The sequence below is a fragment of the bacterium genome (genome assembly GCA_026708015.1).
Classification (GTDB): domain Bacteria; phylum Actinomycetota; class Acidimicrobiia; order Acidimicrobiales; family Bin134; genus Poriferisocius.
Genome location: JAPOVT010000022.1, coordinates 1 through 14,207 on the forward strand (window position 1 = coordinate 1; position 14,207 = coordinate 14,207).

Below are 14,207 nucleotides of genomic sequence, written 5' to 3' on the forward strand. Positions count from 1 at the left end.
ATCAATGACATGGTTACCTCCTAATCGAGGTGACCGGCCAAAAGGGGGATGCTCAATATGGAGCCCTAAGAACCTGAGGTTTGGGGCAATAGTACTGCTCACCATTGGCGTAGGGGTGGCGGGAGCAGCAATTGGCTGGTGGGTGCGAGACGCACGAGGCGACTCACAGGCATCCTTGAGGGTCGAGGCAGTTGTCGACAGGCCCGTCTCCGTCGTTAGTCCCTCAGATACACCACTCGGCCGGATGCCTGCAGTCCTAGGATTGCCGCTTGATCAGGCTCGCCGCGTGCTATTCGACTCCGGGATACCAGCCGATGCAATCAATGTGGCTCAACAGCCATCCGCGCTGGAGCAAGGACTCGTACTACTCCAAGACCCTCCAGCCAGCTCAGCCCTTTCGGGCAGCGTTTCTCTGGTGGTGTCCGTTGAGGCTGCCGTGCCGAATTTGGTAGGGCTCTCAGCGGACGACGCTCAGGCCCTCCTCGAAGATCTCGGTGCGAAACCGACTATCCAACTTCGCTTCGATCCCAATTCCGCCCCTGGGACAGTGCTGGCGTCCACTCCATCTACCGGGGAAATTCTCGAGCGGTCGATCGTGCTCGAAGTTTCCTCGCGATAGCTGTCTGGCGTTTTCAGGATGCAACCCCTCAACTCAACAATAGCTGACGACAAATGAGGCGCTGGCAGGCCACGGTCGTCGTCATTCTGGTCGTTGCAATAGCTGCCACCTGGCAACAGGGCCTGCTCCAAGACGGCATCGAAGATCTGCGCGGCTACGACCGCGATACATCCCTGAGTGGGACCTCGGAGCGAAATGAGTTTGCAACTGCTCCTGCCAGATCAAACATACCCATTAGCTCTGCATTCCATGACGATTGGATCGCGGAGGTATCTGGCGAGAGTGATTCGACAGAACGAGAAGGAGAAGCGAACGCATCTGCCTTGCGTGAGGTGTCCGAATCGGAGCGATTCCGTGTCTTAGCTCAAACCAACAACGCGACTCTCTTTGCTGGTTCTACTGTAGGAGTAGAACCAACCGATATCGAGATGTCCATAATTCCATCTTCAGAAAATGCCTCTGATACCGACGGCCTGTTAGGTAACGGCGTAGAAATAAAAAGTGACGTGGAAGCGTCGGGAGAATATATCTTGACTCTTGCTCTCCCCGATGAGCCTGCTGCCGATTCCATACCTGGGGTATGGCACGTAGGGGAAAACAATCAAGCTTCATTCGTCCCTGGCGTATGGGACATCGACGCCAACACGATTACCGTATACGTGCAGGACTTTTCCAAGTTCTGGGGTGGATGGTGGAATCCATTGAATTGGATTTATGAAGCAACAGACTTTGTATTCGACTACCTTACAGGTCGCACGGACCCACCGCCTTGTAGAAATGACGCTCCTTTCTGGGCAAGTCTCCGAAAAGAAGAGTTGTCATCAGTCCACATTTGTCTCCAATCCAGTGATCCAATTGACGGTATTGAGGCGGTCGAAATTCTCATAAAGTCCAACCGCGCTACTTTACAACTCATGGAAGTTCCCAGGACGAAGAAGAACTTGTGGGTAGACCTGCAAACTGATTGGATGCGACCGTTGCTGGTCGACCTGGCAACAATCGTAGAGACAACCTGGTTCAATGAGCGGAGCCAGCGAGATACATCTGTACTCCTATTTGGTGGCCAGACTATGTCATATAGTCTCGCGAGACCTGCTCAGGATGTCCAAATTGCTGCCCATGCCTATCAAACTATAGCGATAGGATTCGCTAACCTGATATTTAGCGTCATCGGCGGAATGGAGTTAAACGAAGAACTGGTGGCAATGTTAGCGTTATCCAAATGCGCGTACGACCTTGTCATTGCTGATGGTGGATCCATCGAAGCTAGCACGAATCTCCTAACATATCTTGAACCACTCCTCGCTTGCATACTCAATCTAATCCAAAATCCTCAATTGGCTGCTGATGTTGCAACAGAAACTGCCAATTTGGTTGGATTGTCGGACAATATTGCTCGCGCTGCCGGAGATAATGTTCTGAGCACTCTCGACAGTGGCCGAATGAAAGGAGTTGCGAAAACTTTAGGCAAGATTACAGCCGTGGCTTCACTGGTCGTCAACGCATGGGATGCCACATTCGATAGTCTTGCCAAGAGTCGAATGACGGTTTCACTTATTGGAAATCCTTCACTGTCTGAATCATCGCCGCATACTCAGATCGACTTTGACGCGATACAAGAAATAACGGGAGAGACTCCTGTGATATTGATTGCCGACACGTCAGGGTCGATGGATGAGATCGTTGATGGGCAAGTAAAGCTAGAATTGGCTAAGGCGTCCATGCTTGAATTCTTGTCAACCGTTAGCCCAACACGCCAAGTTGCCCTTCGCACCTTTCCGTCTACTCAAGGAGGGGAATGCAATTCTGGAGAATTGTGGATCGATTTCTCTCCTCCAACCTTTGCGATGAGAACAAGAGTTCGCTCCTTGTACGCTGACGGCGATACCCCTACAGCGGAGGCCCTCCAAGCAGCCGTTGAGGATATCCGAAGGGCTGGAATTTCACAGGCCGAAATTGCTCTCTTTTCGGATGGTCTCGCCAATTGCGCGGATCCATGTGCAGTTGCAAACGATATTGTCGCCACGGGAATAGATATCAGAGTCCATACGGGTGCCTTTGTGGATAGCGAGGAGGGAAGGGGCATTCTCCGGTGTATTTCCGATGCAACCGGGGGCACCTATGTGGAGAGTTCAGGCCAGGAAAGCGAGTTTGCCGAGGAACTGGGAGAGTTCTTGGAGCGCAACTCGATTCCGAGGCTAGAGATTGCGCTTGAGGTTCCTGATACGGTCGCGCCCTCTACTGGTCCGGCTGAGCAACAACAACGCGTGGACGCGGTGGTTCGTAACGACAGCAATGTTGCCGCGAAAGACGTTGTCGTGTCGCTCGAGGTGGACGGAGGTCCGGAACCAACTCGCCGGTCAGTAGCGATTGGAAATATCGCTCCCGGCGCAGAGGAAACGGCATCGTGGGAATTGCGTCCCAGTTTTGGCAGCGTCGGAGCCGATCTGGCGCTGGGAGTGTCAGTGGTAGCGGATAACACCAAAAAAGTCGTGTCCACTTTTGACGCGGTGGCGGTTGAGAACCTCAATAATCCCGAGGATGCGGGTCCGATTGTGGGGGTAGGCCAGGTTGTGGTCATGGGAGATCAGCTGCTCACTGGGGTGGGCTCAAACGGCCGAGATGCCGACGGCAGTTGCCGAAAAGGCCGGAACATCGGCCTGCTTGAGGTTTTCGGGCAGGATTCAGAGAGGTCTCTTGCCTGTGCGAATGCCCTGATCGCACATCTCACTGCACCGGACTGGGCCAAAGGTGTCGACTCCCAGATCAACCAGCTCGCCGTTCTCCTTGATGAAGGCAACCCCATCAACGGTGTGATCTTGAGCATCGGCGCCACCGACTTGGGTCTTTCAGAACTGACCCAGGAGTGCGTGCTTTCGATCGTTTCCTGCGACTCTGAGATATCCGGCATGGCCACTGAAGACTGGCTTGAGGGATCAATCGCTGGCAGCGGACCCCGACGGAATTCGGTCCTGTCAGAGTTGGTGCGGTCATTTGGTGCCGTCGATCAGGAACTGAACGCGGCCATGGGCGAATCGCGCCAGGCCCCCATATTGCTTTTGGCGCAACCACGGGCTTTCTCATTTGTAAGTGGAGCATGTTTCGAGCGCTGGCATGGCGGAGAGACCCCCCTCCTAACTCAAGCTGAATTGAACCTGTACCATTACTTTGTTTCCGCGGTCAACGGCACTTTGGAAGCCGCAGCGTTGGCCGCACAGGAACTGGGCTTGCCCGTGTTATTTGTGGACGCCACCGAGACCGCGTACCTCCCCGACCATACAGCGTGCTCAAGCCAGCCCTACGTTCGCAGCCTCGAGCCATTGTTTGAAGCTGGTCCTGACTCAATCGCCGCACTGGTGGAACAAGGCATCCCTGGGGTAGTTGGCGAGGAACTCAACGAAGACGCCGTCGCCGAGTTCAGCGAGGAATTCTTGGCACCGAACCTCGAAGGCGAGCAGGCGCTAGCCAACGCGGTGCTGAGATGGTCTCGTAGCGACGAAGCTCTCATTGCAAACAACGCCATGAACGACAGATTCGTGCAGCGCTCCGCCGGTGTCGCCGCCGATCTGCTCAATACGTCGCAAGACTACGAAACCCTGACTCTTGGCTCTGACAGGTCGATCACCCTTGAGTCGGGCCAAGGTTGGAACGTAGAAGTATCCGGCTTCCTACCCGGTTCCCTGGTTACCGCCTCGGTGAAACCCAGTGGAAGGTTCCTTGCCTCTTCGGTTGCCGACCGGCGGGGCACGGCGAATCTGTACATGGTTTTGGGCCCCGAAGAAGCAGCGCTGGAAGAAGCAGCGATCGTGGTCAAGGGACGAGGCCGTTCAGGGGCCGCGGTTTCAGGGGCACAGCCTGTCGAGGTGCTGCCTCCGCTTCGCCCTCTTTACTCGCTTATCCTTCCAGCGTTGGCGGCTCTTCTGTTGCTCGGCTCGCTACTCCTTTGGAGGCTCTACGCGTTGAAGCGGGGACGTCGGGTTCGGATTTTTGTGACGGATTGAGTTTGAAGAGATGCGGCGTGTAGTTGTTGTTTTGGTGGTTGTGGCTGTTTTGGTTTCGGGGTTCGCGGTAGCGGTGTCCGGGACGGTGGCCGCGCAGTCGGCAGTTACGCAGCAGACTATTGCGATTCGAGACCAGTTGGTCTTCGACCAGGAGGCGCTGTTGAACGTGTACCGCTGTCGTTTCGGGGTGGACACCCAGGTGGTGCCCGGCGGGTGCGCTGGCGGGCAGCCGTCTCGGTTCCCGGCTGGGCCTGGTGTGTTTGAGGGGCACCCTGCACCGGGCGACATCGAAATTCGCGACAGGCTGATTGGCGATCAGGAGGCGCTGTTGAACGTGTACCGCTGTCGTTTCGGGGTGGACACCCAGGTGGTGCCCGGTGGCTGCGCGCAGCCCGGGCCGAGGGATAGCTCTTCGGTCGGCCCTGACGCCGGGGTAGTTCCCATCCAAGCGGTGTATCTAGTGCCGCAGGGAAAGTCGCCCGTTGTGTTTCGCGCTGAGGCGATCGCTGCCGGGGTGGTGGAGGCCCAGAGATGGTTCCGCTCCCAGACCGAGGGGAGGCATCCGCTGTTCGCCCGCGACCGGAATTCGGTATCGGTGAAGACTATTGAGTTGGATCGACCGCTCAGCCGTTTTGCGGGTACAACGGATTTAGCGGATCATGTGAGGGAAGCCCTCCGCCTTCCTGCGAGAACGCCATTGCTGATCGTGATGGAGGCAAGCTTCTATCCCGATGGAGCATCGGATTTTCTTTGTGCAAGGCACTCTGGTTCGGTGATTGTGTTCCCACTGGCCAATTGCTCGTTTTCCCCCGAGCCCGGAGACAGATGGCCAAATAGGTTCTCAAGTGTGATCGCCCATGAACTGGTCCATCTTCTGGGCGCGGCATGGCGGCAGAGGAAATGCGCCCCGAATTACTTGCCTATCGGCCATGTCGATGACGACGCTAACGACGTCATCTATGCAGGTCCTGGAGGACGGAACTGGGTAAACCCAGTTCTGGACTCCGGCAACGACGACTACTACCTGCACGGGCGCACCGACTGCTACGACATCGATAGGAATCCGCTGCTGGTCTCCGAACCAGGCGTAACACTAACCCCACTAACCCCGACTCCGACCGGGATCCCGTTTCAGGCGGTTTACGCGGTCCCGTCAGACGTCGCCTCGGTAGCCGGGAGGGAGTCGTCCATAGCCAGCGTGATCGGCGAGGTGCAGAAGTGGTACCGCTCCCAAACCGGGGGCAGGCACCCGCTGTTCGCCCGCGACGGGCCCTCTGTATCTGTGGTCACAGTGCATCTAGACCAGCCAAGAGACGCTGTCCGTGACTTTGGCCGCAAATTTCATAGTGAAATCCGCCGAATGTCCGGCCTGAATCCCCAAGCGCCACTGCTCGTAATCATCGAAAACCCGACCTCCGGCTGCGGTCATCGTTCATATGTCGTGGGAGTCACCACAGATTGCGTGGGCGCACAAGGAGAAGACGCAGTCTGGTGGATCTCAGTAGCCAGGCATCTCGCGAAAGCGCTCCGAGCGGATATCGGCTGCGGGCCGAACTCCACTGGAGTGCTCGGTTACAACGACGACAACCGCGACCTGTTTTACGATGGGCCAGAGAACTGGGATCGGGAAAACCTAGTCCTCGACGCCGGCAACGACGACTACTACATGCACGACAACGACGACTGCTATGACATCGCAGACAACCCGCTACTGGCACCCGGGTAGCACCCCGGCCTAGCGAGCATCGGTAACGCGAATCACATAATGAAATTAGCGAAAATCACATAGATAATTGTCTGCGAAATCTATAGCGAGTTGCTCGGAGCAGGGTCTATCGTTGTGCTGTGTCGCTTGTTTCGCCACGATACCCCCGGATCGTCGAGCGCGTATTGCGTGACGACCTGTTGCCAGATTTCCCCGCCATCTTGCTTGTGGGGCCGCGGGGTTGCGGCAAGTCGACCTCGGCTGCCTAGTTCGCCGATGCGACTGTCGACCTCTCGCGGCCCGGAATGGCGCGCGCCGCCAGGGAAGACCCCGACAGTGTGCTCAGCGCCGTCTCTGGCTGCTTGGTGATCGACGAGTGGGCAAGAGGCCCCCGGGATTGTCGGCACCGTCAAACGAGATGAGTTGCCCTCGTAGATTCGCTCCGGTGGTGCCGTTGGCCGCCATCGGGGACTTCCGCCACCAGCCGAGTTTTTCGGCCCGGTACCCGCCCCGGATGGTGGGCAGCGGCCGAGAACATCGTGTTTGCCGGGCCAGGCTCCTTTGATCGGGTTTGGCTGCTAGTTATTGCAAAATATTTCTGATAGAAGTAGTATTTTGATATGGGGATGATCAGCGTCCTGGAAGCTGCTGATGAACTCGGAGTCAGCGGACGTCGTGTTCATCAGATGCTCGCGGACGGTCGCCTGGCGGGTGAGCAAGTTGGCCGAAATTGGGTTCTCGACCGAAGAGCAGTCCAACAGGCGGCCCGGCGCCGGGTTCCCGCTGGAAGGCCATGGTGCCCGTCGTCGGCTTGGGACGTGCTCGCCATGGCCAGTGGCGTCGAGGTCGGTGGGTCAGCTGTTGATCGGTTCCGCGCTCGCCAACGAGCTGAGGACGGAATAGCGCCGCTCGTCGGGAAACTGGCCAGTCGTGCGGAGCGTCACCAGCTCTATGCCCACCCCTCGGTCTTAGGGGAATTGATGGAGCACCCTGGGATTGTCGCCTCCGGCGTGAGTGCTCTCGGTTCTCACAATGTAGACCTCGTCGCCGTCGACCAGGCGGAGGGCTATATCCGCAGGTCTGAGCTGGCCAGCCTGATTGATGAATACGCGCTCGACAACGCAGTCGACCGGCCAAACGTCCAGTTGAGAGTGGTGGGTGACGAATACTGGCCATTTGAGCCTGGACAGCGGTATGCCCCCCTGCCGATTGTGGCTCTAGACCTACTCGACTCCGCTGACGAGCGTTCACGACGCGCGGGCCAAGAACTCCTTAATCGGTTGTGAACATCTGGCCGACGATCGACCGAGAACCGGTTGATCTTCCGGTTTTGCCTGGGTTGGACGATCGCCTATGGCTTGCACTCGTTGAACTGACCGAGGTGATGCAAGGTGCATGGACGCTGATCGGTGGACAGATGGTTTTGCTTCATTCCCTCGAAAACGAAGCCCAAGCTCCGCGTGTTTCCGCAGACATCGACGTCTTGGTCGATGCCCGCGTCGCAGCGGGCGGAATACGCGAGTTTGTGAACGCACTCGGCTCGCTCGGGTTTGACCTCGAGGGAGCATCACCCGATGGGCTTGCCCACCGCTATGGCCGCGATGGTGTAGGCATCGATGTCTTAGCGCCCGAAGGCCTCGGCCCGCGTACCGACCTCACCACAACTCCGCCTGGTCGAACGCTCGAGGTACCTGGAGGCTCACAAGCGCTCAGCCGCACCGAGTTCGTGCCCATCCGATTCCAGCAATCGACCGGTTACGTGCCCAGACCATCCCTGCTAGGAGCAATCATCTGCAAGGCAGCGGCAGTCGATATCGACGACGTGCCCAGCGCCCAAAGGGCAGACCTGGCCCTGTTGCTGAGCTTGGTGGGAGACCCCCTCATCCTCGCAAGCAAACTGACCTCGAAGGACAAAGCTCGACTCCGCAAGAGATCCGAGATGGGCAGTCCAGAAAACCCCGCATGGCACACCCTCAACGTCCACGATGCCGACCGAGGCCGAGCCGCATACCGACTGCTTACCCGCTAACCCCCATATCGAGGCGCCTTTGGCTTATGTAGAGCGGGAATGTGCGCCGGATCGGCGCATCGGGAATCTGGATGCCCTATCCGGTAGAGAGATGGGATCAACCAGTTGACGGAGATTTCGGTCACCGTCGTATAGATGGAGCGGATCGCAGAATGCAAGTGGCAGAAGTCGCATAGGCGACTGCTTGCGAGTCGGGCCTTGGTTGTTCCTGGTGAGTGCTCTGTGAAAGACACTGCGATGGGTTGCCCTGCTACATTCGATCTCTTCAAGCCGCGAGCTGGCACCCCAGGGGGACGGAATGGATTTCGGCGTTGTCTTGCAAACTGATCCTCCGGCATGGAGGGTGGTGGAGCTGGCCAAACAGGCCGAGACGCTCGGCTTCAACTACGGCTGGACTTTCGACAGCCATGTGCTGTGGCAAGAGCCCTTTGTGATCTACAGCCAGATGCTCTCGGCCACCAACCGCATGATCGTCGGGCCGATGGTCACCAATCCCGGCACCCGCGACTGGACGGTCACCGCGTCGATGTTCGCCACCCTGAATGAGATGTTCGGCAACCGCACCGTATGCGGCATCGGACGAGGCGATTCGGCCATGCGGGTGATCGGCCGCCAGCCATGCAGCCTGGCCACCTTGAGCGAGGCCATGGGGGTTATCAAGGACCTGGCCGAAGGCCGGGAGACCATCTATAACGGTACTCAGCAGCACTTCCCATGGGCCGGGGAGTCGGAGCTCAAGATGCTGATGGCGGCTTATGGTCCCAAGGCGCTTCACCTTTGCGGAAGCGAGACCGACGGGTTCATTCTCCAGTTGGCCGATCCGGCGATTGCCGAATGGACCATCTCCGCCGTCCGCCGGGCCGCGGAGGAGGCGGGACGCGATCCCGACAGCCTGTACATCTGCGTGGCCGCGCCCGCCTATGTGGGCGACAACATCGAGCACCAGCGGGAGCAGTGCCGATGGTTCGGCGGCATGGTTGGCAATCACGTCGCCGACCTGGTGGCCCGCTACGGCGACCAGGGGGTGGGTGTGCCCCAAGCGCTCACCGACTACATCACCGGCCGAGAGGGCTACGACTACAGCGGGCACGGCAAAGCGGGCCACGACCACACCGACTTCGTGCCCGACGAAATCATCGACCGCTTTTGCCTGCTCGGCGACGAGGACGACCACCTGGCTCGGCTGCGGGAACTGGAGTCCCTGGGCGTGGACCAGTTTGCCATCTATCTCATGCACGACCAGAAGGACGAGACCCTCAATGCGTACGGCCAGCGGATCATCCCGGCTATGACCGGTTAGGGACGCAGCAGTATGCCTAACACCGATTCGATGGCCGATACGGACATTGACGCCGATACGGACGATCCCCTCGTTCGGGAGCACCGGATCAAGCAGCAAGCGGCCCAAGAGCAGCGCCGCGACGCCGTGGTGCGAATCACTCGCCAGACGGTGACCTTCGCTTTGTTCTTGGCCCTGCTCGCCGGGCTGTACACCGGCTACAAGGCCTTCGGCCAGGCCATCGACGACGCCCAGCACGATTGGGCGGTGGTGGGATCGGTTCTGCCCCGCACCGACGACCTGAACATGCCCCCGGTGAGCGAGATCTTCGGCCAGTTCGGGGAGACCCCCGGCGGCCAAGACCGGATCTATGTGCACATCCTGTTCGATGAGGCCATATTCACCCTCCGGGAGGCCTTTGCGGGCTTCATGGTGGGCTTGGTTATCGGCATGGTCATCGCGTTGGCGCTGGCCCAGTGGCGTCGGCTCGAGCAGGGACTGCTCCCGTACGTGATCGCCAGCCAGACCATTCCCCTCATCGCCATCGCGCCCATCATCGTGATCTGGGGCCGAAAGAACTTTGACGTTTTCCCGTGGGAGTGGCAGGACTGGATGTCGGTCTCCATCATCGCCACCTACCTCACGTTCTTCCCGGTGGCCGTCAACGGTCTGCGGGGGTTGCAGTCGCCCCGACCGGAGAACCAGGAGCTGATGGAGTCGTATGCCGCCAGTTGGACGCAGATGCTGTGGCGATTGCGGCTGCCGGCGTCGCTGCCCTATTTGTTCGCGGCGCTCAAGATCGCGGCCACGGCCAGCATCGTGGGCGCCATCGTGGGCGAGATTTCCGCCGGTGTCGAGGGCGGGCTCGGCCGTCGGATCTTGCGAGAGGCGTTCAACTACACAACCGGTCCCGATCGTCTATTTGCCAGCGTTCTGGGGGCCGCCGTCCTGGGGATCTTCGTGTTCCTGGTGGTGACCGCGGTGGAGCGGCTGGTGGTGGGCAACCAAACCCAGGAGTCGACGACATGAGCGAGGTTCCATCCATGGACGAGGCCATGTCCGCTGGTAAGGGGGAGTCTTCTTTTGTCATAGACATCCGCGGGGCCACAAAAGTTTTCAATCCCGGCAAGAGCAACCAAGTGGAGGCGCTGGCCGAGATCAACCTGTCCGTCGGACCGGGGGAGTTCATCACGCTCATCGGGCCCTCGGGGTGCGGAAAGAGCACCCTGCTGCGGCTGATAGCGTCGTTGATTTCCCCATCCACCGGTTCGGTGGAGGTCAATGCCAAGCCCGCCGAGCAGGCCCGTCTAGACCGGGACTACGGCATGGCTTTCCAAACGGCTGGCCTTTTCGATTGGCGCACGGTGGCCAAGAACATCGAGCTTCCGCTCGAGCTGATGGGATGGTCGAAAGGCGACCGACGTCGCCGGGCCGGGGAGATGTTGGATCTGGTCAAGCTCAGCGATTTCGCCAAGCACCACCCATCGGAGTTGTCGGGCGGGATGCAGCAGCGGGTGGCCATCGCCCGCGCGCTGTCGTTCAGCCCATCGCTGCTGTTGATGGATGAGCCGTTCGGGGCCCTCGACGAGATGACCCGCGAGCACATGCAGGACGAACTGCTGCGGATCTGGAAGGAAACCGGGACCACAGTGGTGTTCGTCACTCACTCGATTCCCGAGGCGGTGTACCTGTCTACCCGGGTAGTGGTGATGTCGCCCCGTCCGGGGGGAATCGCCTCGGTCATCGGCGTGGACCTCGGCGATCGCATCGCCTCCACCCGCGACGACCCGGCTTTTTTCACCAAGGTCACCGAGGTGCGGACCGCCCTGCGGAAGGTGGAGGAGTGAACGCGCTGAAGGGGTTCTCCGCCCCCATCGTGGCCGGCGTGGTGCTCTTCGGGTTGTGGCAGGGCGTCCTCTCCCTCTTCAATCCCGACGGATTCGTGCTGCCCGCCCCGTCTGAGATCGTCGGTGCGCTGATCGACAACTGGGACGAGGTTTATCACGGTGCCCGTATCACCGGCTTCGTGGTGGTGTCGGGATTGATCGCCGGGATCATCCTGGGCATCATCGCCGCCCTTTTGGTGACTCGTTTCCGGACGGCGAACGAGACCATCACGCCGCTGGCCGTGGCGGTCAACGCCATTCCGATCATTGCCCTGGCCCCGATCTTCAACAACTGGTTCGGGCTCACCTCGCCTCGGTCGAACCAGACCATCGTGGTGGCACTCGTCTTCTTCCCCATTTTCATCAATACCACTAGGGGCCTTACCCAGGTGGATCGAAGTCAGATCGAGCTCATGGAGTCGTATGCCGCCAGCCGCTCGCGCATTACCCGCGAAGTGCGGATTCCCAACGCCATGCCGTTCTTCTTCACCGCACTGAAGCTGGCGACATCGCTGGCCGTTATCGCCGCCATCGTCGCCGAGTACTTCGGCGGCAGACAAGACGCCCTGGGTCCGATGATCACGCAATCGGCGGGCCTTACCCGATACGACGAGGCGTGGGCCGCGGTGCTGGCTGGCACCATCATTGGCGCCGTGTTGTATTTTGTCGTGCTTGTGCTCGAGCGAGCGGCCATGCCGTGGAACTCGTTAATCCGATCCCATAATGACGAAACATGAAAGGAAACAACATGAACACACGAAGAATTTGGAGGTTGCTTGCGGTACTGCTTGTCTTCGGCCTCGTGGCCGCCGGGTGCGGCAACGACGATGACGAAGTCCAAGAAATCCAGGATGTGTCGCTTCAGCTTCAGTGGGTCCCGCAGTCACAGTTTGCGGGCTACTTCGCCGCTCGCGACCTGGGGTTCTACGCGGATGTCGGCCTGAACGTGACGATCATCGACGGCGGTGTCGACATCGTGCCGGCCACGGTTCTCGACTCGGGCAGCGCTGACTTCGCCATCTCGTGGGTGCCGCGCGGGTTGGTGCCTCGTGAGGAGGGGCTGAACATCACCAACATCGCCCAGGTCTTCCAGCGCAGCGGCACCTTGCAGGTGTCGTTCGCTGACGCTGGCATCACCGGACCGGCCGACCTCGAGGGCAAGCTGGTGGGCAACTGGGGCTTCGGCAACGAGTTCGAGCTCTTTGCCGGCCTCGTCAGCGTGGGTCTCGATCCCCAGAGCGATGTGACCCTGGTGCAGCAGGACTTCAACATGACCGCGCTCATCAACGGCGACATCGACGCTGCTCAGGCGATGACTTACAACGAGTACGCCCAGGTGCTCGAAACCATCAATCCCGCCACCGGTGAGCTGTTCCAGCCCGAGGACCTCTCGGTCATCGACTGGAACGACGTGGGCACGGCCATGCTGCAAGACGCCATCTGGGCTGACGCCGACAAGCTCGAGACTGATGAGGAGTACCGCGACATCGCGGTGCGCTTTGTGGAGGCGTCGCTACGTGGATGGATCCACTGCCGCGACAACTTCCAAGAGTGCGTCGACATCGTGGTGGCAGCCTCACCGCCGTTCGGCGGACCGGCACACCAGACGTGGATGATGAACGAGATCAACGCCCTCATCTGGCCATCGCCCGGTGGAGTTGGCGTTATGGACCAAGCCCTGTACAACCAGACCATTGACGTGGCCACTTCCCAGGGCATCCTTCAGGCGGCGCCTGATGCCGGCGCATTCCGCACTGACATCGCCGAGGAAGCGGTTGCCAATCTCCAAGAGGCTGGACTCGATGTATACGGTAACAACTTCCAGCGCCGCACCGTCGAGGTCACAGAGGGCGGCAACTAGCCAACTCCTCACGCCATTGATTCATTGAGCTGAGGGTGCTCTCCGCCGACCATGTGATCGGCGGAGAGCACCGTCGGTTATCGTGCTGCACCGAGCCCTGTAGCTGGTGCAGCAGAAAATGAATGCAGCGCTGAACCCTCAGTTCCTGCTTATGAGGCCAATGCGATCATTGGGCTTGAGGCGAGATGCTCGGATGGTTGCTAACCGGGGGTGTGGCAGTTAAGGTGAAGGTGCTGTCGGCACCGGCTTCAAAGGGTGCCCTTCCAGAGTCTTGTGCGAAGAGAAGGGACGCTTGCGATGTCGGTGAGCGAAGTCGAGCGAGTGGAGTTGGTAAGCAGGCTGGCCGATGCTATCGGTGAGGAGGCGACGGAGACGCTTATGAAGTGCGTGTTGCCCGATGGGCGGGACCAGCTGGCCACCAAAGCCGACGTGAAGGTATTCGAAGCCGAAACGAAGGTAGAGTTCGCCAGTATGCGGGCTGAAATGGAGACGGGGTTCGCGGAGGTCCGGGCCGAGATGGAGACGGGGTTCGCGGAGGTCCGGGCCGAGTTCGCGACGATCCGGGCCGAGATGGAGACGGGGTTCGCGGAGGTCCGGGCCGAGTTCGCGACGATCCGGGCCGAGATGGAGACGGGGTTCGCGGAGGTCCGGGCCGAATTCCGGTCTGAGTTCGCCAAGCAGACTCGCCGACACTACGGATCCATGGTGATTTTCATCGCCAGCGTGTGGGGCGTACTGATACCGCAGATCTTCGTGTAGCGGGCGCTGACCAAGTGGCAGGCTCGAGGCTCGGTTGACGAAATGACCGAGCCATCGAGAAGACTGGG

10 protein-coding genes are annotated in these 14,207 nt (G+C 59.5%); all 10 read left to right on the top strand.

The genetic code is table 11. The features are described from left to right. The first annotated feature begins 672 nt into the window (after nt 1-672). Nucleotides 673-4,620 carry a VWA domain-containing protein gene (locus OXG30_04570; GenBank protein ID MCY4134173.1) on the top strand — a complete coding sequence of 1,316 codons (3,948 nt, stop codon included), beginning with the start codon at nt 673-675 and terminating at the stop codon, nt 4,618-4,620. A 10-nt stretch (nt 4,621-4,630) separates the two neighbouring features. Next, nucleotides 4,631-6,346 carry a hypothetical protein gene (locus OXG30_04575; GenBank protein MCY4134174.1) on the top strand — a complete coding sequence of 572 codons (1,716 nt, stop codon included), beginning with the start codon at nt 4,631-4,633 and terminating at the stop codon, nt 6,344-6,346. Between the two features lie 599 nt (nt 6,347-6,945). Next, on the top strand, nt 6,946-7,611 hold the full coding sequence (locus tag OXG30_04580; GenBank protein ID MCY4134175.1) for an excisionase family DNA-binding protein: 666 nt from the start codon (nt 6,946-6,948) through the stop codon (nt 7,609-7,611). A gap of 95 nt (nt 7,612-7,706) precedes the next feature. Next, on the top strand, nt 7,707-8,354 hold the full coding sequence (locus OXG30_04585; protein ID MCY4134176.1) for a hypothetical protein: 648 nt from the start codon (nt 7,707-7,709) through the stop codon (nt 8,352-8,354). Nucleotides 8,355-8,652: 298 nt separating this feature from the next. Further along, nucleotides 8,653-9,654 carry a TIGR03842 family LLM class F420-dependent oxidoreductase gene (locus OXG30_04590; protein MCY4134177.1) on the top strand — a complete coding sequence of 334 codons (1,002 nt, stop codon included), beginning with the start codon at nt 8,653-8,655 and terminating at the stop codon, nt 9,652-9,654. 30 nt (nt 9,655-9,684) lie between these two features. Then, on the top strand, nt 9,685-10,662 hold the full coding sequence (locus tag OXG30_04595) for an ABC transporter permease subunit (protein MCY4134178.1): 978 nt from the start codon (nt 9,685-9,687) through the stop codon (nt 10,660-10,662). Between the two features lie 26 nt (nt 10,663-10,688). Continuing rightward, nucleotides 10,689-11,480, top strand: a complete 792-nt coding sequence (locus OXG30_04600) for an ABC transporter ATP-binding protein (protein MCY4134179.1) — start codon at nt 10,689-10,691, stop codon at nt 11,478-11,480. Then, nucleotides 11,477-12,256: an ABC transporter permease gene (locus OXG30_04605; GenBank protein MCY4134180.1), complete on the top strand. Its 780-nt coding sequence runs from the start codon at nt 11,477-11,479 to the stop codon at nt 12,254-12,256. The genes OXG30_04600 and OXG30_04605 overlap by 4 nt, the downstream gene beginning before the upstream one ends. 11 nt (nt 12,257-12,267) lie before the next feature. After that, entirely contained in the window at nt 12,268-13,380 is a 1,113-nt protein-coding gene (locus OXG30_04610; protein ID MCY4134181.1) for an ABC transporter substrate-binding protein, read from the top strand. Nucleotides 13,381-13,677: 297 nt separating this feature from the next. Then, nucleotides 13,678-14,139, top strand: a complete 462-nt coding sequence (locus OXG30_04615) for a hypothetical protein (protein MCY4134182.1) — start codon at nt 13,678-13,680, stop codon at nt 14,137-14,139. Nucleotides 14,140-14,207 lie beyond the last annotated feature (68 nt).

Bases quoted from the DNA above. Each gene is read 5' to 3' on its own strand.
- OXG30_04570 (MCY4134173.1), top strand. From the start codon at position 673: ATGAGGCGCTGGCAGGCCACGGTCGTCGTCATTCTGGTCGTTGCAATA.
- OXG30_04575 (MCY4134174.1), top strand. From the start codon at position 4,631: ATGCGGCGTGTAGTTGTTGTTTTGGTGGTTGTGGCTGTTTTGGTTTCG.
- OXG30_04580 (MCY4134175.1), top strand. From the start codon at position 6,946: ATGGGGATGATCAGCGTCCTGGAAGCTGCTGATGAACTCGGAGTCAGC.
- OXG30_04590 (MCY4134177.1), top strand. From the start codon at position 8,653: ATGGATTTCGGCGTTGTCTTGCAAACTGATCCTCCGGCATGGAGGGTG.
- OXG30_04595 (MCY4134178.1), top strand. From the start codon at position 9,685: ATGGCCGATACGGACATTGACGCCGATACGGACGATCCCCTCGTTCGG.
- OXG30_04600 (MCY4134179.1), top strand. From the start codon at position 10,689: ATGTCCGCTGGTAAGGGGGAGTCTTCTTTTGTCATAGACATCCGCGGG.
- OXG30_04610 (MCY4134181.1), top strand. From the start codon at position 12,268: ATGAACACACGAAGAATTTGGAGGTTGCTTGCGGTACTGCTTGTCTTC.
- OXG30_04615 (MCY4134182.1), top strand. From the start codon at position 13,678: ATGTCGGTGAGCGAAGTCGAGCGAGTGGAGTTGGTAAGCAGGCTGGCC.